The organism is Bacillus sp. FJAT-27445, assembly GCF_001510665.1.
Lineage (GTDB): Bacteria > Bacillota > Bacilli > Bacillales > Cytobacillaceae > Bacillus_D.
In genome coordinates, this window is sequence record NZ_LMTI01000005.1 from 215272 (window position 1) to 234996 (window position 19725).

Annotated in this window: 21 protein-coding genes and 1 riboswitch; of the genes, 13 read left to right on the forward strand and 8 right to left on the reverse strand. The window is 47.1% G+C overall.

What is annotated here, in order from left to right; genetic code table 11:
• Positions 1–32: 32 nt before the first annotated feature.
• Positions 33–269, reverse strand: a complete 237-nt coding sequence (locus tag AR337_RS15690) for an IDEAL domain-containing protein (RefSeq protein ID WP_059172958.1) — start codon at positions 267–269, stop codon at positions 33–35.
• Positions 270–470: 201 nt separating this feature from the next.
• Between AR337_RS15690 and AR337_RS15695 the strand changes: the two genes are divergently transcribed.
• Positions 471–1046, forward strand: a complete 576-nt coding sequence (locus AR337_RS15695) for a competence protein ComK (protein ID WP_156424422.1) — start codon at positions 471–473, stop codon at positions 1044–1046.
• Here AR337_RS15695 and AR337_RS15700 read toward each other — a convergent pair.
• Complete coding sequence (locus AR337_RS15700) at positions 1043–1426, reverse strand: hypothetical protein (RefSeq protein WP_059172960.1); 384 nt, start codon at positions 1424–1426, stop codon at positions 1043–1045. The two genes, AR337_RS15695 and AR337_RS15700, sit on opposite strands and share 4 nt — an antisense overlap.
• 287 nt (positions 1427–1713) lie before the next feature.
• Between AR337_RS15700 and AR337_RS15705 the strand changes: the two genes are divergently transcribed.
• The 6 genes from AR337_RS15705 (at position 1714) to addA (ending at position 13928) form a co-directional block, all read left to right on the forward strand.
• Positions 1714–3705: a S9 family peptidase gene (locus tag AR337_RS15705; RefSeq protein ID WP_059172961.1), complete on the forward strand. Its 1992-nt coding sequence runs from the start codon at positions 1714–1716 to the stop codon at positions 3703–3705.
• Between the two features lie 351 nt (positions 3706–4056).
• Positions 4057–4989, forward strand: a complete 933-nt coding sequence (locus AR337_RS15710; RefSeq protein WP_156424423.1) for an LCP family protein — start codon at positions 4057–4059, stop codon at positions 4987–4989.
• A 76-nt stretch (positions 4990–5065) separates the two neighbouring features.
• Positions 5066–5674: a TVP38/TMEM64 family protein gene (locus tag AR337_RS15715; protein WP_059172963.1), complete on the forward strand. Its 609-nt coding sequence runs from the start codon at positions 5066–5068 to the stop codon at positions 5672–5674.
• Positions 5675–5695: 21 nt separating this feature from the next.
• A complete protein-coding gene (gene lepB, locus AR337_RS15720) occupies positions 5696–6247 on the forward strand; it encodes a signal peptidase I (RefSeq protein ID WP_059172964.1) in 552 nt (183 codons plus the stop codon).
• A gap of 423 nt (positions 6248–6670) precedes the next feature.
• Complete coding sequence (gene addB, locus AR337_RS15725) at positions 6671–10168, forward strand: helicase-exonuclease AddAB subunit AddB (RefSeq protein WP_059172965.1); 3498 nt, start codon at positions 6671–6673, stop codon at positions 10166–10168.
• The gene (addA, locus tag AR337_RS15730) at positions 10161–13928 is read left to right on the forward strand and encodes a helicase-exonuclease AddAB subunit AddA (RefSeq protein ID WP_059172966.1); all 3768 of its coding nucleotides are present in this window, start codon (positions 10161–10163) and stop codon (positions 13926–13928) included. The genes addB and addA overlap by 8 nt, the downstream gene beginning before the upstream one ends.
• A gap of 92 nt (positions 13929–14020) precedes the next feature.
• Here the strand turns inward: addA and AR337_RS15735 are convergent, their stop codons facing one another.
• The 6 genes from AR337_RS15735 to AR337_RS15760 are packed head-to-tail and all read right to left on the reverse strand — an operon-like array spanning position 14021 to position 15960.
• Complete coding sequence (locus tag AR337_RS15735; RefSeq protein ID WP_059172967.1) at positions 14021–14239, reverse strand: spore germination protein; 219 nt, start codon at positions 14237–14239, stop codon at positions 14021–14023.
• Between the two features lie 40 nt (positions 14240–14279).
• On the reverse strand, positions 14280–14663 hold the full coding sequence (locus tag AR337_RS15740) for a spore germination protein GerPE (protein WP_059172968.1): 384 nt from the start codon (positions 14661–14663) through the stop codon (positions 14280–14282).
• A 3-nt stretch (positions 14664–14666) separates the two neighbouring features.
• The gene (locus tag AR337_RS15745) at positions 14667–14846 is read right to left on the reverse strand and encodes a hypothetical protein (protein ID WP_059172969.1); all 180 of its coding nucleotides are present in this window, start codon (positions 14844–14846) and stop codon (positions 14667–14669) included.
• Complete coding sequence (gene gerPC / locus AR337_RS15750; protein WP_059172970.1) at positions 14843–15442, reverse strand: spore germination protein GerPC; 600 nt, start codon at positions 15440–15442, stop codon at positions 14843–14845. Before gerPC ends, AR337_RS15745 begins: the two co-directional genes overlap by 4 nt.
• Positions 15443–15484: 42 nt before the next feature.
• Positions 15485–15724, reverse strand: coding sequence for a spore germination protein GerPB (locus tag AR337_RS15755; RefSeq protein WP_059172971.1), 240 nt, complete (start codon positions 15722–15724; stop codon positions 15485–15487).
• A 14-nt stretch (positions 15725–15738) separates the two neighbouring features.
• Complete coding sequence (locus AR337_RS15760; protein WP_059172972.1) at positions 15739–15960, reverse strand: spore germination protein; 222 nt, start codon at positions 15958–15960, stop codon at positions 15739–15741.
• Positions 15961–16149: 189 nt separating this feature from the next.
• On the opposite strand from AR337_RS15760, the gene AR337_RS15765 reads away from it, so the two are divergent.
• From AR337_RS15765 to AR337_RS15790, 6 genes are all read left to right on the forward strand, one after another.
• The gene (locus AR337_RS15765) at positions 16150–17337 is read left to right on the forward strand and encodes a DUF418 domain-containing protein (protein ID WP_253701803.1); all 1188 of its coding nucleotides are present in this window, start codon (positions 16150–16152) and stop codon (positions 17335–17337) included.
• The gene (locus AR337_RS15770) at positions 17334–17837 is read left to right on the forward strand and encodes a DNA topology modulation protein (protein ID WP_059172973.1); all 504 of its coding nucleotides are present in this window, start codon (positions 17334–17336) and stop codon (positions 17835–17837) included. Before AR337_RS15765 ends, AR337_RS15770 begins: the two co-directional genes overlap by 4 nt.
• 120 nt (positions 17838–17957) lie before the next feature.
• Positions 17958–18044, forward strand: a riboswitch (cyclic di-GMP riboswitch).
• 100 nt (positions 18045–18144) lie between these two features.
• A complete protein-coding gene (locus tag AR337_RS15775) occupies positions 18145–18486 on the forward strand; it encodes a DUF192 domain-containing protein (protein WP_253701873.1) in 342 nt (113 codons plus the stop codon).
• Positions 18487–18501: 15 nt separating this feature from the next.
• Positions 18502–18693, forward strand: coding sequence for a Flp family type IVb pilin (locus tag AR337_RS15780; protein ID WP_059172975.1), 192 nt, complete (start codon positions 18502–18504; stop codon positions 18691–18693).
• Between the two features lie 135 nt (positions 18694–18828).
• Complete coding sequence (locus tag AR337_RS15785; RefSeq protein ID WP_059173293.1) at positions 18829–19344, forward strand: prepilin peptidase; 516 nt, start codon at positions 18829–18831, stop codon at positions 19342–19344.
• Positions 19341–19724, forward strand: coding sequence for a TadE/TadG family type IV pilus assembly protein (locus tag AR337_RS15790; RefSeq protein ID WP_059172976.1), 384 nt, complete (start codon positions 19341–19343; stop codon positions 19722–19724). The genes AR337_RS15785 and AR337_RS15790 overlap by 4 nt, the downstream gene beginning before the upstream one ends.
• Position 19725 lies beyond the last annotated feature (1 nt).

Genomic DNA, 19725 nt, shown 5'->3' on the forward strand with positions numbered 1-19725 from the left:
AATCCGTCCCGGGAGTGGGACGGATTTTTGGGTTAAGCCCCAAATCTCTTTTTCAGTTTGGCTAGGGAACGGGTCAGGCTCATGAATGCCGGTTTGTCACCTTGTTCAAGAGCTTTGTCGATATTGCGCATTAGCTTTTCTTTTTCAATGTTCAACTGGATTTCATTCAGCAGCATCTCAATGTATAATTCCTGTAGCGACGATTCCTTTGCCTTTTCCCTTTTCATAGCGCCGATTTTCATCAGCTCTGTATAGGATTTCTCCTTCATCAAAAATCCCCCCTGCTGCTTTTTTTAATTATATGGCTATCAGGGGCCAAAATCAACTGAGTTTTTATAATTTTCTGATAAATTTTTTCCGATTTAATACTGATATTATGAATAAATTCGCAACATTTTCATAACGATGAGAAATTATGGAAGAATAATGGTATGATATTTCCGTACATTACCAAACTAGGAGTTGAGAGAATGAAGCAAAGACAAATTGAAGAATACGAGATTAATCCGTGCACCATGTTCATTAAGCCATTCGTGTATGGAACAAAGATTTATTCACAGATTGTAGAAATCGATGATGAGTTCCTTTCTCCATTCAAGCCCCTCGATATTATTAAGAAAAGCTGCGAATATTTCGGAAGTTCTTTTGAAGGACGAAAGGAAGGAACGAGGCAGCTGATCGGCATCACCCATAAAGTTCCCATTGTCATTGACCCCACGAACTTCATCTATATTTTCCCCACCACCTCGCCAAACCGGCCTGAGTGCATCTGGATTTCCCATGAACACGTTCTGCAGCACAGCCGGACATCCACAGAAGACACACTCGTTACTTTCCAAAACAAACATTCCTACCCATTTCCGATTTCCTATAGTTCTTTTGAAAACCAGTTGCTTCGTACGGCATTGCTGAGGACCAAATTAATGCAGCGGATTGAACATATGGAGAGAAGGTCTTTTTATTCCCTTCAAAAGTCAAAAATGATGGAAGCATCGGAGCAGCATCGCGAATATGGGCAGTTTATCGATTACAGGCAAAGAGGCTAGTTTACAGATTCGCTAGGACGGGATAGATGCCTGCCGACTAAATAGTATTCCATCAGTTCCTGGACCTTGTTCCGGATGCGCGGATTAAAATAGTTATGGTATTCCTCGTAGCCTTTGTACAGGAACAGAAACATTGTGAATGCATCATCCCGTTTCGTCTCCATCACTTTCAGCTGATTGGTTTTCATATACGCTTTTACCTCCGTAAGCTCCTTCTGGACGGCCTTCATCGTCTCCTCGACCAATTCCAGGTAGGGTTTCCTCAGCTTGAACGGGCTCGCTTGAATAACGGAAAGGTCCCGGTTCAGGACGGTCAGCACCATCGGAAGATAGATGGCCTGCTCCATTATGTCCCGGTCCTTTTCAGGTATTCTTGTCATGTCACAGGCTCCCTTCAGTAAAAAAACAGAACGCTTGTTCGTAATTATCATACATAATTCCGCTGCAAATCGCAATAGGAAGGCAAGCTCTATTTTTCGGAGGCTCTAAATCCTTTTTCTCAAACTGAATCAGGCATTTTCATACTATGTATGGTATCAGTATGCCAATTATGCCATCATTATATTGGGGTAAGGGGAGAATATTTGCTATATTTAAAAAATAAAGAAGGAAAAAGTATTTCTGTTATCGAAATACTTTATGACTACATAAAGAAGGTGGGAAAAAGATGAGTGAAACTGGAATCAGAGCAGAGCATCTATATGAACTGAAGTCGGCAGCAGATCCGCGGCTGTCACCTAATGGGGCGGTCTGCGCTTATACAGAAACCGGCATATGCGAGGAAAAGGGAGATTATTTTTCAAATATTTTCACAGTGGATGCGGACGGGGAAAAAGCGCCGGTCCAATGGACATATGGGAAACATAAAAACCATTCGCCGCGCTGGTCGCCGGATGGAACGAAGCTTGCGTTCGTATCCAATCGCGGAGGAAAGAACCAAATTTATCTCATTAGCGTAAATGGCGGGGAAGCAAAACAGCTGACTGAACTTCCGAACGGGGCCGGGACTCCGGTGTGGTCGCCGGACGGCAAGAAAATCGCCTTCCAGGTATCCGTTGAGAACGGGAAGAAGGTTACCGATAAAGAGGAAGAGAAAAAAGAAAAAGACAAGGATAAACTTGAGCCTCTGGAAGTTACCAAAATGAAGTACAAATCGGATGGGGAAGGCTTCTGGAAGGGAAAATACAGGCAAATTGCAATTGTGGATGTCGAAACAGGTGATGTCGGCCAATTGACCGACGGGCCGAATGACCACTACCTTTTCTGCTGGGCGCCGGATGGCCAGAGACTTGCTGTGGGTGCCGATTATAGCGAAGACAAGGATCATTCCTTCAGGCTTGACCTTTATTTCCTTCAGCTTGAATCCCGCGAGCTTAGGAAAATCGACTCAGGGGAGCTTTCCTTTTCAAATGCTTCCTGGTCTCCTGATGGCAGGACAATTGCCCTGTCAGGACACAACATGGAGTATAAGAATGCGACATTAGCGCGGATTTGGCTTTTCGATGTCGAGTCCGAAGCTTTTACATGCGTTACCGGTGATCTGGATGCCACACTTGGATCCGTACTTGGAGGCGATTTCCTCCAAGGCGCAGTGGCTCCGGGAATCCTTTGGGCCGATGACAGCAAGAGCTTTTATTTTATCGTCAGCGATCTTGGGAACACGGTTGTTTATTTCGGGAACGTGGATGGTGAATTGTATCCGGCTCTTCTCGACAACCAGTATGTATACGGAATGTCCCTTGACGGCAAAAACCAGAAGGCCGCGGTTGCCATCAGCAGGCCAGACGAGCCGGGCGATTTGTACCTGCTCTCAATTACAAGCGGCGAGCTGACAAGGCTTACTTCACTCAACGAAGAATTTTTGAAAAACAAAACACTCTCCGTGCCGGAAGCAATCAGCTTTGAGGCGGAAGATGGAGTCGAGCTCCACGGCTGGATTATGAGGCCTGCCGGATTCGAGGAAGGGAAAAAATATCCGCTCATCCTTGAAATCCATGGCGGCCCGCACACTATGTATGGAAATACCTACATGAATGAGTTCCAAATCCTGGCGTCAAGGGGTTATGCAGTCCTTTATATCAACCCGCGCGGAAGCCATGGCTACGGACAGGAATTTGTCGATGCGGTCCGTTCTGATTATGGCGGCGGCGATTACAGAGACCTGATGAGGGCCGTCGATTATGCGCTTGAGAACTTTGATTTTATCGACGAAAACCGCCTCGGCGTCACGGGCGGAAGCTACGGCGGATTTATGACAAACTGGATTGTCGGCCATACGAACCGTTTCAAGGCGGCCGTTACGCAGCGCTCGATTTCTAATTGGGTCAGTTTTTACGGAGTCAGCGATATCGGCTATTATTTCACCGAGTGGCAAATCGGCTCAGGCCTTGAGGACATTGAGAGGCTCTGGAAGCATTCCCCACTTGCTTATGCGGAAAACATTGAAACGCCACTCCTGATTCTCCACAGCGAGAAGGATTACCGCTGCCCGATTGAGCAGGCGGAACAGCTCTACATTGCTCTGAAGCGCCGGAAAAAGGAAACGAAATTCATCCGCTTTCCTGAAGAAAACCACGAGCTTTCAAGGAGCGGCAGGCCGAACTTACGGATTGCCCGCCTAAACTATATCGTCGACTGGTTCGATGAGTATTTAAAGTAAAACAGCAACACAAGAATACAAGTTTAAGAGAAAAGCCGCCTTTTACATCGGGGCGGCTTTTCAGTATTTTTGGAAAGTTTGATGAGCAGGCCCGGTTGGACAGCAAAAAGATTACTCAGCATGTATTATGTGTGAGGATGCCCCGGTTTCAGAAAACAAAACCATTATTCATTGAATACCTCAGATTCAAACAGGAGGCCATTGCGCCATTCCTTTAAATCGACATTTTTTCATGAAATTAGGAAAACGGCAAAAAAATTGGTAAGATAAATTCAGCAAACCATGCCGCGTTTCCGCTTTTTTCGACAACGGCTGGGGATTATTCGATTTCAAGGAATGGACGGGATATACATGAGGTATGAACAGAGGCGCAGAAGGAAAAAGAGGATATGGAAACCGATTCTTGGCGTAATTGCCATCTTGGTTTTAAGTATCGGGGCTTATTCATATTTTCAATATAAGCAAGGGGTCAAACAGTCGGAGAAAGTCATTGGAGAGAAGAAAAAAATTGAATACACCTTCACTGGCCAAAAGGACCAGTACGGAGGCACCAATATTCTCTTGCTTGGCATTGATAAGGATGGCGGGAGAAATTCGAGGGCCGATACAATTATGATTGCCCATTACAACCAGGGGAAAGGCACTTACAAGCTCACCTCCATCATGCGGGATAGCTATGTGGACATTCCTGGCCGCGGAAAACACAAAATCAACAGCGCTTTTGCGTTTGGCGGCCCTGAACTTGTGAGGAAAACCATAAAAGAGAACTTTGATCTGGACATACAGTATTATGCAATTATCGATTTTCAGGGTTTTGTCCAATTAATCGACGAAGCTTTCCCTGAAGGTGTTGAAATCGATGTTGAAAAAAAGATGAGCCAATACATTGGCGTGAAGCTCGAGCCGGGCCTCCAGCACCTTGATGGCAAACATTTACTTGGCTATGCACGGTTCCGGCATGACGCGGTTGGGGATTTTGGAAGGGTAGAGCGCCAACAGAAAGTTGTCAACAAGGTTGCCAACGATTTGTCCAGCTTGGATATGCTTCCGAAGCTTCCGAAGCTAATCGGGATTGTAGTTCCGTTTGTCAATACAAATATGGATACGGGCGATATTTTGTTTATGGGCAAGGACTTTATGGGAAAAGGTAAGGGCGATATTAAGACATTTCGCATCCCGGTGAAAAACGGCTATTCCGATGCCCGTATTAGCGGGGAAGGCTCCGTCCTCGCAATTGATATTAATAAGAATAGGGAAGCTTTGCACCAGTTTATTACAGAATGATTATTTTTTGCCCCCAAAAGATTAGAAAAGAGCCAAACAGGATATAAAAAAAGAAGCTGGCTATAAGGAGTTTCAAATGGATGTCGAACTGTTGAAATCATGGTTTACGCTGGATAATATAATGGACCTTATCCGGGAGTACAGGTCTTTAGGTCCCATACCGGGGATTTTGCTGCCCATGCTAGAGGCCTTCCTGCCGTTCTTGCCGTTGTTTTTATTCGTCATGGCAAACGCAAGCGCATTCGGGCTTTGGCTCGGATTCCTCTACTCATGGGCAGGAGCCTGTACAGGGGCGCTGCTTGTCTTTATGATATTCCGGCGCTTTGGCCAACGGCGTTTTCTGGCCTTTTTGCAAAAGCATTCCGCGGTCAGAAAGCTTATGAATTGGGTTGAGCGCCATGGATTTGGGCCGCTGTTCCTTATGTTGTGCTTCCCGTTTACTCCTTCCGCAGTCGTAAACATTGTCGCCGGCCTGTCAAAAATCAGCATCAAGCAGTATATGCTGGCGGTCTTGGCGGGCAAGATGGTAATGATCTTCACCATCAGCTTTATCGGCTACGATATCCGTTCGCTCTTTACGCAGCCGCTCAGGACGCTGGCAGTCGCCGTGATCATTTTCATTCTTTGGCTTGCCGGTAAACAAATTGAGCGAAGATTGGCTATTGCAACAGAAAAGCGCGAATGAAGTTTTGCGGGGGCGGTTTGTTTGGCAAATTGGAAAAAAGAAGCATTTGAGTGGATAAAGGCCCTCTTTGTTGGAATCATCATTTTTGCGTTAATCAGGTCCTTCTTCTTCGCCAACTATGTGGTGGAAGGGGAATCGATGATGCCGACCCTGAAGGAAGGGAATAAGCTTGTTGTGAATAAGATTGGCTACCACATTGGGGAGCTGCACAGGTTCGATGTAATCGTCTTTCATGCAAATCAGCGTGAGGATTATGTCAAAAGGATAATTGGGCTGCCTGGTGATGAGATTGAGTACCTCGGCGATCGATTATTCGTAAATGGGAAGGAGTTCGATGAACCTTTTTTGGACGGATACAGGGAGGAGGTTCCCGGACAGCTATTCACCGGCGATTTTACGTTAAAGGAATTGACCGGAAAAGTTAAAGTGCCTGACGGGAAACTGTTCGTTATGGGTGATAATCGGCTTGAGAGCTGGGATAGCCGCCACTTTGGCTTTATCCCTGCCAGGAATGTCGTTGGCAAGGTGAATCTCCTCTATTGGCCAATTAAGGATGTCGCTATTTCCTTGTGAAAAAACCCTGCTATGCGGGGTTTTTTGTTTACCAGGAAATTATAAAATCAACATTGTGAATAACTCGAAAAAGGTTATTTTAATCCAGCTCCACCAGAATAAGCTTCGAAAGCATAATCCTCGCACGAAGAAAAAGCGTTAGCTTTTTCGAGGAGCGCCTAGCCCCTCGAGGTCATAAGCCGGTTCCCTCCGGAGGGCAGGCCCGTCCTACGGGCCCCGTCTTATGCTGGTCGGGGCTGACCACTAAGGAAAGCTCCTTGGAATAATCATCGCAGGGACAGGCGTTCTTTGCCTGTCGCGAAGGCGCTTGCGCATTTTGTTCCGTTGTCATCAATTTCCTCCATCTCCCAGCTTCCAGGCAAACATTTGTACCCCTATTATGGTAAAATAATCGTATGCTGAAAAAGGACGGAGGGTACGTGAATGTCTCTAAGAATGCTGATTGGGAGAGCGGGAACCGGCAAGACGCTTACTTGCCTTGAAGAAATAAAGAGCCGGCTGGCTGAAAGCCCTGAAGGCTCGCCGATTATTTACCTCGTACCGGAACAGATGACGTTCCTGTCCGAATACAGGCTCGCTACTGACGAAACGATCGGTGGCATGATCCGGGCCCAGGTCTACAGCTTTTCCCGGCTTGCCTGGCGGGTCCTCCAAGAGACCGGTGGTTCAAGCCGGTATCATTTAAGCAATGTCGGATTGAATATGCTGATCAGGAAAATCATTGAAGAACAGAAGGACCAGCTCCGCTTGTTCAGGCGTGCCGCTGATAAAAACGGCTTCATCCAGCAGGTCGAGGAAATGCTTATAGAGTTCAAGCGCTACTGCGTCGACACGGAAAAGCTTGCTGAAAGCCGCGCTCAAATCGGTAGCGGGGGCAAGGTGGATAAATCGCTTGCCGATAAGATGCATGATTTGGAAATTATTTATAAACACTTTGAGGAGACAGCTTCGGGCAAATACATTGATTCCGAGGATTACTTCCGGCTGCTTGCCGAAAAAACCGGAAGTTCATCGTACTTGAAGGATGCCGAAATTTATATTGATGGCTTCTACAGTTTTACACCTCAGGAATACCGGGTTATCGGTGAGCTGTTGAAAGTGTGTAAAAGAGTGACGATCACCATTACGCTTGACAGGCCTTGTCCGGAAAAGTCACCTGATGAGCTGGACTTGTTCAGGATGTCAGGTGAAACGTGCAAAAATCTGTTTGATTTGGCGCGCGATGAAAGAATTGAAATGGAAGAACCTCTAGTGCTTGGCTGGCAGAATCGCTGGGCCAATGAATCGCTCAGGCATTTAGAGGCGCATTTTGATTCCAGGCCGGCTAAGCCATTCGAAGGTGAAACCGCGATAACGGTTATCCAGGCCGTTAACCGCCGGGCCGAGGTTGAAGGGATTGCGCGGGAAATCAGGAGGCTTGCGAGGGAAGAAGGCTTCCGCTACCGAGATATAGCGCTCCTTTTGCGCAATGGGCGTGATTACCATGAAACGATTGAACCTGTTTTTTATGATTATGAGATTCCTTATTTCATAGACCAAAAAAGAACCATGCTCAACCATCCCCTAGTCGAGCTCATCCGTTCCTCACTTGAGGCGGTCATTGGGCACTGGGGCTATGAGCCGGTATTCAGGGCTGTTAAAACGGAGCTCCTATTCCCGCCGGGAGGGAATAGGGCGAGGCTGCGCAGGCAAATGGACAAGCTGGAAAATTATGTCCTGTCGCATGGAATCCAGGGGAAAAAATGGACCGGCAAGGACCGCTGGAGATATCGGAGGGTGCGAGGGCTTGACTTCGCATCAACTGTCCAGACGAATGAGGAAATCCGGACCGAGCAGGAACTGAACGAACTTCGCCTGATCATTTCCACTCCGCTGCTGAGGATGTCAAGAAGGCTGAAAAAAGCGGGGACCGGGCGGAAAATGTGCGAGGCCGTCTATCTTCTTCTGGAGGAGCTGGATATCCCATCGAAGCTTGAGGGCTGGAAGGCGGAAGCGGAGGAGGAAGGCAATCTTGTAAAGGGACGGGAGCATGGCCAGGTGTGGAACGCCGTAATTGACCTGCTTGATCAGTATGTCGAAATGCTCGGTGATGAGACGGTCACCCCTCGCCAATTCGCCTCCATTCTTGATGCGGGCCTCGAGTCGCTTGAATTTTCGCTTGTCCCTCCGGCAATTGACCAGGTGATGGTGGCGAACCTCGATAGATCCCGGCTTGCCGAAATTAAAGTTGCCTTTGTCATTGGCATGAATGAAGGAGTACTGCCTGCAAAAATCGGCGATGAAGGCATACTGGGGGATGCGGAAAGAGAATTGCTCTCTGCAGCGGGGATAAAGATTGCACCGGGAAGCACGGAGCGCCTGCTTGACGAGAATTTTATAGCCTACAAGGCATTCGTCACCCCTTCGGATAAATTATACATTAGTTATCCGCTAGCCAATGCGGAAGGAAAGTCACTAATTCCGTCGTCCTATATTAAAAGAATGAAAGACTTGTTTCCGGATTGCGAGGAATGGATGGCTGCTGCGGATCCTGCCGATTTGAATGAAGAGGAACAGTTATCCTTCGTCAGCAATAAAGGGACGGCGCTTGCTTTTTTGACCTCACAGCTTCAGCAGAAGCAAAGGAATTATCCAATCTACACCTTTTGGTGGGACGTATATAATTATTTTGCTGCAAGCCAGGAACTTCGGGGCAAGGCCAAAATGGTCCTCTCAAGCCTCTTCTACACGAACACGACTGTCAATCTTCCTTCCGATCTAGCCGTGGAACTTTATGGAGAGGACATCCAGGGCAGTGTGTCGAGAATGGAACTGTTCAACAGCTGCCCGTTCTCGCACTATATCCAGCATGGGTTGAAGCTTCGCGACCGCCAAATATTTAAGCTTGATGCTCCTGACATAGGAGAGCTTTTTCACGCGGCCCTGAAGTATATCGCCGATACAGTCAACGAGCAGAATATTTCCTGGGCGGGCCTTTCAAGGGAGCAATGTGAAAAGCTGGCGAGAAGCGCGGTAGAGGCTATAGCGCCAAGGCTTCAGAATGAAATCCTGTTAAGCTCTGAAAGGCATCATTATATTAAACGGAAGCTGGAACAAATTATAACAAGGGCATCGATTGTCCTGAGCGAGCATTCCAAACTGAGCGAGTTTGAACCGATTGGCCTTGAAGTTGGTTTCGGCCGAGGCGGAAAGCTGCCGCCGCTCTCATTCAACCTGAAGAACGGAAGCAGGATGGAGCTTGCCGGGCGGATTGACCGAATCGATAGCGGATTAGGGAAAAACGGAGAACTGTATTTACGGGTTATTGATTATAAATCAAGCAGCAGAGGATTGAACCTTGCGGAAGTTTATTATGGAATCGCTTTGCAGGTGCTCACCTATCTTGATATCGCCATTTCAAACTCGGCTCTCCTGGTAGAAAAGGAGGCAGCGCCTGCAGGTGTGTTCTATTTCCATGTCCATAATCCGATGGTCAACACCACACGCCGTCTGTCCGAGGAGGAAATCGAACAGGAGATCCTGAAGAAGTTCAAGATGAGCGGCCTTGTCCTTGAAGACGAGGAAGTCATCCGCCTGATGGATAAAAGCCTTGAAAGCGGGGATTCGCAAATCATTTCCGCGGGGTTTAAAAAGGACGGGACATTGACAAAGGCTTCAAAAACAGCGACCGCCGAGGACATTGAAGACCTGCGGAAATTTGTTCGGAAGGTATACAGTGATACGGGTAACGCCATTATCGGTGGAGAAGTGGGAATCGATCCATACAGGCTGAAAGACAAAAAACCTTGTACGTTCTGTTCCTTTAAGCCGGTCTGCCAATTTGATGAATCCATTGATGGCAGCAAATACCGCAGGCTCGTGCCGCAAAATGACCAAGAAGCGCTTGAGCGGATCAGGAAGGAGGTAAGGGAACATGAGTAAAGTGTCGATACCGCCTATGCCGGTCGGGCTGAAATGGACCAGTGACCAATGGAAGGCGATCATGGCGAAGGATGCCGATATTCTTGTTGCGGCAGCGGCGGGTTCCGGTAAGACAGCCGTTCTAGTTGAACGGATCATCCGGAAAATTTTATCAGTTGAAGACCCTGTCGATGTTGATCAGCTCCTTGTCGTGACATTCACGAATGCGTCCGCTGCTGAAATGCGCCATCGAATTGGGGAGGCTCTTGAGAAAGCGATTAATGAAAGCCCCGACTCAAGGCATTTGCGGAAGCAATTCAGCCTGTTGAACAAGGCGGCGATTTCCACCCTCCACTCCTTCTGCCTTGATGTTGTCAGGAAGTATTATTACCTGATTGACGTGGATCCGGGCTTCCGGATTGCGGATGCAACTGAAGCGCTGCTGCTAAGGGATGAGGTTCTTGACGACTTGTTTGAAGAGGAGTATGGGACAAAGGGGAATGAAGAGTTTTTCCGCCTGGTCGATACGTTTACTTCGGACAGGACAGATGTTGCCCTGCAGGAAATTGTCGGGGCGATATTCGATTTTGCCCGTTCCAATCCCAATCCGGACCATTACCTGGACAGCATCGTTTCCATGTATGATACAGAACACATTACAAAAGTTGAGCAGCTGCCGTTTATCGGGGCGCTGCTTTTCGATGTTGAACTGCAGCTGAAAAGCGCAAGGCAATTTGCTGAAAAGGCTATGGCTGTGGCCATGCTTCCCGATGGCCCGGAACCTTATGCGGACGCGTTGACAGAAGACATTCGATTGATTGATTCGCTGCTAGCGGTATGCGATTCGTGGGATGCACTGTATACCGCGATGCAAACTGTGGGTTTCGCAAAGGCAAGGCCGATTAAAAAAGGTACCGCTGATGAAGAGTTAAAGAAAAAGGCCGGGAAGCTTCGGGACAAAGAGAAAAAGCTTATTAACGGCCTTAGGGATGAACTGTTTGCGAGGAAGCCTGAAAGCTTCCTTCGTGACATGGAGGAAATGAAACCGGTCATTAAGACACTTACAGGCCTCGTTCGAAAATTTTCCTCCAGGTTTGAAGCTGCGAAAAGGGAAAGGGGAATGGTCGACTTTTCCGATCTTGAGCACTATTGCCTGGAGATCCTGGCTCAGGGTGAAGATGAAGGTGGAGAACTGGTGCCTTCCACGGCAGCCATGTCTTACCGGGACCGTTTCCGAGAGGTGCTTGTCGATGAATACCAGGATACAAATATGGTCCAGGAAACGATTCTGAAGCTGGTTTCGGGAGGCCATGGAGAAAACGGCAACCTGTTCATGGTTGGGGACGTTAAACAATCCATTTACCGCTTCAGGCTTGCTGAGCCGAACCTGTTCCTTGGAAAATACAACCGTTTTTCAAAGGATGGATTGTCAGAGGGGCTAAGGATCGATTTAGCAAAAAACTTCCGGAGCAGGAAAGAAGTGCTGGATGCGACGAACTATTTGTTCAGGCAAATCATGGGCGTAAAAGTAGGGGAAATCGAATACAGTGAAGATGCCGAGTTAAAGCTTGGGGCGGACTATCCAAAAGAACCTTTCCCTGTTGAGCTTCTCATCATTGACCAGGGCGCGAATGGCGACAGGGATGATGAAGAGAGCGAGCAGGAAGGAGATGTGCTTGAAGCGGAAGAATTGGAGCAGTCCCAGCTCGAAGCGAAGGTGATGGCTGCCCGGATTAAGGAAATGATTGCTTCAGGAGAGCCAATTTACGAGGCAAAAACAAAAACAACCAGACCAATTCGGTACCGCGACATTGTCATACTGCTCCGCTCGATGACGTGGGCGCCGCAAATCATGGAGGAATTCAAGCAGCAGGGGCTGCCCATCTATGCCGACCTGTCAACTGGTTACTTTCAGGCAACCGAAGTCGCCATTATGATGTCCCTCCTAAAGGTAATTGACAATCCGTATCAGGATATCCCGCTTGCCGCGGTACTCAGGTCGCCGATTGTCGGGCTGAATGAGGAAGAACTCGCATTTATAAAAGTTCAGGATAAAAAGGGTGCCTTTTGGGACAGCGTGATTGCCTTTTGTGCTAGCAAGCCAACGCCGGATCGTGAAGTCCTCCATGAGAAAATCTGCCGTTTAAGTGAACAGTTGGATGAATGGGGGTCGCTTGCACGGCAGGGATCCCTTTCCGAACTCATCTGGCAGCTTTACCGCGACACGGGATTTTACGATTTTGCTGGAGGCCTTCCCGGGGGAAAACAACGCCAGGCAAACCTCCGCGCGCTTTACGACAGGGGCCGGCAGTACGAGGAAACTTCCTTCAGAGGATTGTTCAGGTTCCTTCGTTTCATTGAAAGGATGATGGACCGGGGCGATGACCTTGGCGCTGCAAGGGCGCTCGGTGAACAGGAGGATGTCGTCCGGATCATGACAATCCACTCGAGCAAAGGGCTGGAGTTTCCGGTAGTGTTCATGGCCGGGCTTGGCAGGAGCTTCAATATGATGGACATAAGAAGCTCGTATATGCTCGATAAGGAATTCGGCTTTGCGACAAAATATATTAACCCAGAAAAGCGGATTGCCTATCCATCGCTGCCCCAGCTAGCATTCAAGCGGAAGAAGCGGATGGAAATGCTTGCAGAGGAGATGCGTGTACTGTATGTGGCAATGACCAGGGCGAAGGAAAAGCTCTACATGCTGGCAACCGTAAAGGATGCGGATAAGAAACTGGCCCAATGGGAAGATTTAGCTGTTTATCCGAATTGGCTTCTCGAGGATGCCGACCGTGCCGCGGCAAAAGGCTATTTTGACTGGATTGGCCCCGCTCTCGTCCGCCATGTGGATTGTGCCGCTCTCCGCAGGGCTGGCATCGGTGGAAGAGTCCCGGATACCATATCCCATGATGAATCGAACTGGGCCGTAACAATAATTGATGCGGAAGAAATCAGGAGCGAGGATTCTGAGGAAGAGGCAAGCGAGGATGGTTTATTGGAACTCGTCCGTGATCTACGAGCGGTACCGGAATCGTCAAGCCGCGATACAGATGTGCTCGGAAGGATGGAGTGGGAATACCGATTCCAGGACGCCGCCATCCACCTGGCAAAGCAAACTGTGTCCGATATGAAACGGAACCGTGAACTGGCAGATGAGGAAAGCGGAACAGACCTCATCCGCAAGTCACGGAAAACAATTCTTGACAGGCCAAGGTTCATGCAGGAAAAATCGTTGAGCGCTGCGGAACGGGGAACTGCCCTCCATAGCGTCATGCAGCATGTCGATCTGGGCCAGCCAATAACCGAGGAATCCATTGCACTGCTTGCCCGCCATATGGTGGATGCGGAGCTTTTAACTGAAGAACAACGAGAAGTAATCGAGCCGGCACTGATCGTCAAGTTCTTCCAATCAGAACTTGGCCAAAGGCTTCTTTCGGCTAAAAAAGTGGACCGTGAAGTGCCGTTTACGGCTTCAATTTCGTCCAGGGAAGTGTACCCGGACTGGAAGGATGAAGACGAGCCGATTTTTATCCAGGGGATTATCGACTGCCTTTTTGAAGATAATGAAGGTCTCGTTATGATTGATTTCAAGTCAGACAGGATTGCCGGCCGATTCCATAGCGGTTTTGCAGGGGCCGCTCCAATACTTGCAGACCGTTACCGCCTTCAAATCGATCTGTATACAAAGGCGCTGGAGAAAATATGGAAAAGGCAGGTCGATGAACGCTATTTGTTCTTTTTTGATGGTGCGCATATCCTTAAAATTGAGAAGGAAATCTAAACAACTGGTTTAGAAAAATGAAGCCATCCTTTAGAAATGAATTAGGAGTTGCCACAAAAAATGACATGAACCGTATCTGGTTCATGTCATTTTTATGTGTTCCCGGTCATTGGCTGATCAATCAGCTTCGTGTCAAGAACGTTCGTTCCACTAACCGCACTGCCCGTAGCGATGAATATACCCGTATTTGAGCTCCCGGCTCCTTCAAAGGATTTGGACGTGCTTTTAGGAGAAATATTTAGGACATCGCCAAAATTAACAGTTCCTCCTGTAACGTTGTGAATACTTACCGGTCCGACTAGTGCCGGCATTTATAACACGCCTTTCGTTCGCTGTTTTAAAAAAAGCAGCTTATGGGCTCTCATTTCGTCGTTCGAGGAGCTGCCTGATATGTTGAATCCTTGCTTCCATGCTGATAGTAGGAGTACTGCCAACCTGGATAATGGAAGCTGCTGAAAGTCCTGTAACATCGATTGTACCTACACGGATGACAGGATTCAGCTGGAAGGAGTCTATAAAAATTGGTTCATTAATCTCGGGAAGGGGGATTGGTTCTAAAAATACTTTGTATTGGGTGAAGTCCCCTTCATCGCTAAAAAAGATCTCGGCTTCCCTTTGGACGGCAATCGCCCGGGAATATCCAAAGATTCTCACCGAATCCCCAATCAAGATAGTTGAAGAAAACAAAACTGATTTTACAAAGACATTATCAACTTTCGAAACTCTCTGAAGCATCGGCTACGTTTCCCGGCTCAATGGCACAAAAGGACCGATGATCAGCGATTCGGCTGGGGTATCAAAGGCCGACGCAAGCTGGATGGTTTGCGCATCTCCAACTAGCAGCAGAGAGGAGCTGGAAACCCCGAGGATCTTAATGCTTCCGACGGATAGGTCCCTGTTGTAGGTTTGGAAAATCATTGTTGTCCTCCCCCTTTCAAATTAGCGGGTAAATTATTCAAAAAGGCAACCACGCCATTCTCAATTTCATTTTTCAATGCTTCCGCAGTTTTACCAATGAAAGCTTCATCAAACTCGGTGCCTCCTGCTTTCCTTAAATGAGCCTCTATCCGGCCGGGAAGCTGTTTTTTAATGTCGTTTTGTATGAAAGAAAGGTAGGAGCCCGCATGCTGAAGTCCTAGTTTTTCTTCAACCGAGGAGACATAAGCCGGCAAATCGCCTTCGAGATAGCGGGTGATTTCCTCTTCGATTTTCATTCCCCTCTGCATCATTTCCATTGGAGGCAAAGGCTGCCCCTGAAGGCCGTTCGGAATGGCTAAATCTTCTATTCCTTGTACATCCTGTGGATTAAGGCCGATGCTCAGCGTTCCTTCCAATGTTTCAACCTTAAGCTGGTCAAACTTATATTGAATGGTGCCGACCTGGATTGCCGGTTTCTCCTTTAGCTTCTTAATTTCATCCTCTGCGCACCTCAGGGAATTTTCGAGGGCGGTTATTCTTTGTTCTGATAACTGCAGCTGCCCTTGCAGCCATTGGATGGCTTGATAGAAATCCATAGAAAAAACACCTCTTTCCTCAACCCGAGAACAGCTCCATCATCATAGCGGGACAGCAGGAGTTCCAAGCAATGGAAGTTTCCCTTCTTCGGCTGGAGTGGGTGCTGGAATGGAAAAGGGTTTTTGCGCGGCGGGGGCAGGGCCTGTGAAACCTCCTGTATTGGCAAGATAGGAAGCAGGTTTAATAATCCCGGCACTCCCGATTTGAAAAACAGAGGAGTTTGAAATCCCGCCAATTTTAATGAAATTGATCTGAATCGTTTGCTGGATGTAAAAATTCATTGTCAGCCACCTCACTAGATATTGAATGCGATAGGCTGGTCGATTCCATCTGTGTCATACACATTCGTGGAGCTAACGCTATTCAGGTTGCTGATTGCATCCCCGGTATTAAAGGACCCAGCTCCGGAGAAGGTTTTCGCGCTAGAAATTGGCGAAAGGTTGTAAACATCCCCTATGTTCAAAACGGCGCTTGTTCCCAAGGCTATGACCTGGACAACACCTACGATTGCTGGCATGTGCTACACCCTTTGAAATTATTCTTCTACCATCGTATGTACACCGCCCGGGAATGTGAGTGGTGTGAATGAAAAATCGAAACGAAAATGAGTGTAAATTGGCAAAATCCACTATATAATAACGAGATGTGCCCAATATATTTGATCCTGTGATTCACATTAAAAAGATAATGGAGGGGGCTATACCGTTTGGATCACAAGTTGGAACCGACTCTTGAGGGAAAAAGGATAACTTCATTGGATACAATGAGAGGATTTGCGATTCTTGGAATCTACCTGGTCAATATGCTTTCATTCCATTCACCATACTTATTCATTGACCCGTTGACCTGGTGGGATAAAGGCCTGGACAGGAAAGTATATATTTTAATTGATGTATTTGCACAGGCGAGCTTCTACCCTTTGTTTTCAATGCTTTTTGGGTATGGGCTTATGATGATGAGAGAGCGGACGATTGGACGTGGCTCGAATTTTAAAGTGGTTGCTGCAAGGAGGCTTGTGTTTTTGCTTGCAGTGGGAATGATCCATGCTTTCCTTATCTGGCCGGGCGATATTTTGATTACATATGCCTGTATTGGGTTCATTGCCCTGTTTTTCCTGCGGCTTAGCGGGAGGGCGCTCTTTGCAACAGCAATTGTGATGTACATCATTCCGAATCTTTTGTTGGGACTGCTATTACTAGCTGCAGATATGTTAGGGCCGGTTGGTGAATTTTCAAGGTTCAATTATACCGATTCACAGCATGCGCTTACGGTTTACGGGAATGGTTCGTTTCAGGAAATTACCGAGATGAGGATGTACGAATGGAAGTTTGGAAATAATTCGGAAACATTCCCGATAAAGTTGTTCTCCATATTGCCGCTCTTCTTGCTTGGCGCGGCTGTGGCAAAGTTAAAGTGGCTGGCGGAACCAAAATTGCATGTTAGAAAATTAAAGGCAGCCGCTTTTGGGTTCCTCGTGCCCGCGTTGGCAATAAAAACATTGCCGTATTATGGCTGGGAAGGATATAGCGCTGAGTTTTTTCAGGATATTTTCGGAGGACCCCTTCTGGCAATAGGGTATGCGGGCATCGTTGCTCTGGCAGTTGAAAAATTCGGGGTAGCAGCAGGCCCGCTTGCTATTGTGGGCAGGATGTCGATGACAAATTATTTGTTCCAATCTTTTTTGTCAACGTTCATTTTTTACGGATATGGGGCAGGCCTATATGGCAATGTGACGGTGGCACTGGGAACCCTCCTCGTTTTCGCTGTGTTTCTCTTTCAGCTCTTTGCCAGCACCGTCTGGCTGAAAAAATTTAAATACGGCCCTGTCGAATGGATGTGGCGGAGTTTCACGTATTTCACGCGCCAAAAAATGCGTCGGGAGGAGACGTCTTGAGACGGATTGTCATTGTCGGAAGCGGAGGAGCCGGGAAAAGCACGCTTGCTCGGGAGCTTGGCCAAAGGCTTGGCATTAAGGTATACCACCTGGACGCTATGTTTTGGAAACCTGGCTGGATTCCCATGGAAAATGGCGAATTTATCCGCCTTCAAACTGAAATCATGGAAGGCGAATCTTGGATTATCGATGGAAACTATGGCAGTACGGTGGATGCCAGGCTGAAAAAAGCCGATACAGTCATATTCCTTCATTTTTCAACAATCCGCTGCTTATACGGGATAGTGAAAAGAAGGATTCAGTACCAAGGAAAAACAAGGCCGGATATGGGGAAAGATTGCTTGGAAAAACTGGATTGGCAGTTCATCTCCTGGGTTGCGGGTTACAACCGCAAGAAAGCGCCTGTTCTACTTGAAAGACTTAAACAATACAAGGATAAAGAAATTATTGTTTTTACCCGCCTTTCGGAAGTTAAAACCTTTTTAAGGGGGTTTTTCTAAAAAATACTACTAAATAACTATCTGTTTTTGATGAAAATAATACTTTTGCACTATATTCATCCATTTATAAACATTTTATGATGTGAGTAAGAGAACAGTCGACAAGATATGCGCGCTGTATCTCGATAAAGGCAAAACTGATGAAAATCAGTGACGCAAAACTACAGGGGCTAACGCACGTTTGTGCTATGCCAGCCAGTTACCGAAAGATCAGGGTGCATCATAGGTGTGTTTATTTACCAATGATCCCCCTTTCGGTAAAGGCGGGGTCATTTTATTTTGCAGGAGGTGACGAAGGTTGAAGGTCGTGAATCTGTCGAACGGGACGGAGATTGCAGATTCGGTAGGCAGCGCCGACAGTTTTTTCAAAAGGCTGAAGGGCCTGATGTTTACAAAGGATCTGCCCGCGGGTCACGGCCTGCTCATACAACCCTGCCAATCCATCCACACATTCTTCATGAACTATCCAATCGATGTTGTGTATTTGGACGGAAACAGCATCGTCGTGGGCATTGACGAAAATATGGCGCCCTCAAAGATTGGAAAGGTCCGCCGGAAAGCCCGCTCAGTACTAGAATTGCCGGCGGGAACCATACAGAATGCAGACTTGAAAGTGGGACATTGTTTATCTATTAAAAATAAAAAATAAGGGAGTTTTACAATCATGACGAAAAAAATGAAAGCATTGCTAACTGAAGAACAAGGACAAGGTATGACTGAGTACGGTTTGGTTTTGGGGGTTATTGCTTTGGGCGTAGTTGGGGTCCTAGTCACATTTAGGGCGAAAATTGTTGAATTATTTACAAATGCAACAACTGATATTGGTAATGCAACTAAAACTCCAACTACACCTTAATAGAATTTGTTTAATTTCTTACGTTAATTAATTTTAGCTTTAATTTACATTGTTAGCAGTTAAGAGCCTTGCGTTTGAGGAGTCAACGTGGGGCTTTTTTCAATCAGAGATTTACCTGGAAAAGAGGTTTTTCGAGTGATAAACGCCATTTTACTGTTTTTGTTGCTGGTTATTTGCACTGTGACGGATGTGAGGGAGCGGAAAATATACAATAAGGTCCTGTTGCCTTTCCTGATCGTGTCACTAGCGGTAAATTTGATGACAGGCGGGCTTGAAGGATTCACCTTATCCATTCTCGGGTTCCTTGCCGGATTCGGCATTCTCCTTATTCCTTATCTGTTAGGCGGGATGGGAGCGGGGGATGTGAAACTCCTCGCCGTGATTGGAGCGCTGATGGGAGCGAAGTTTGTCGCATTATCGGCTATTTATATGGCGCTGGCGGGTGGAGTCTTTGCTTTATTTCTTATTGTGTTTCGGAAGAGCGCAAAACAATTAATAAAAGGGCTTTTCTTTTCATTCCTCGGATTAATGAATGGACTGAAAATCCCTATCATTTTCGATAAGGATTCTATGAAACAGACGTATCCATATGGCGTTGCAATCGCGGTGGGTGCGGCCATTCAATTTTTCCGGGCCGGGATGATTTTATGAAAAAGAATGAATCCGGCCAATCATTAGTGGAGACTGCCCTTGTCTTGCCCATTTTGTTATTACTCGTAATTGGGATTCTGGATTTTGGCAGAGTGACTTATTCTTATGCCCACCTCCACATGGCCGCCCAGGAAACAGTCCGGAAAGGGGGGCTGGGGAGGACGGATGCAGAAATAACATCATTTGCGAAAAGTTATGTCCACCTCGGGGATTCAAGCAAATTGATTGTTGATATCTCTCCGCCTGGTTCAATAAGAAAATCCGGGGATTATGTAAAAGTAAAATTGAAGTATCCAATAAAGCTGTATACTCCGTTCTTATCGAGCCTCTTCCCGTCTCCGCTTTATGCCCAAACGGATTCCACAATCCGGGTTGAATAGG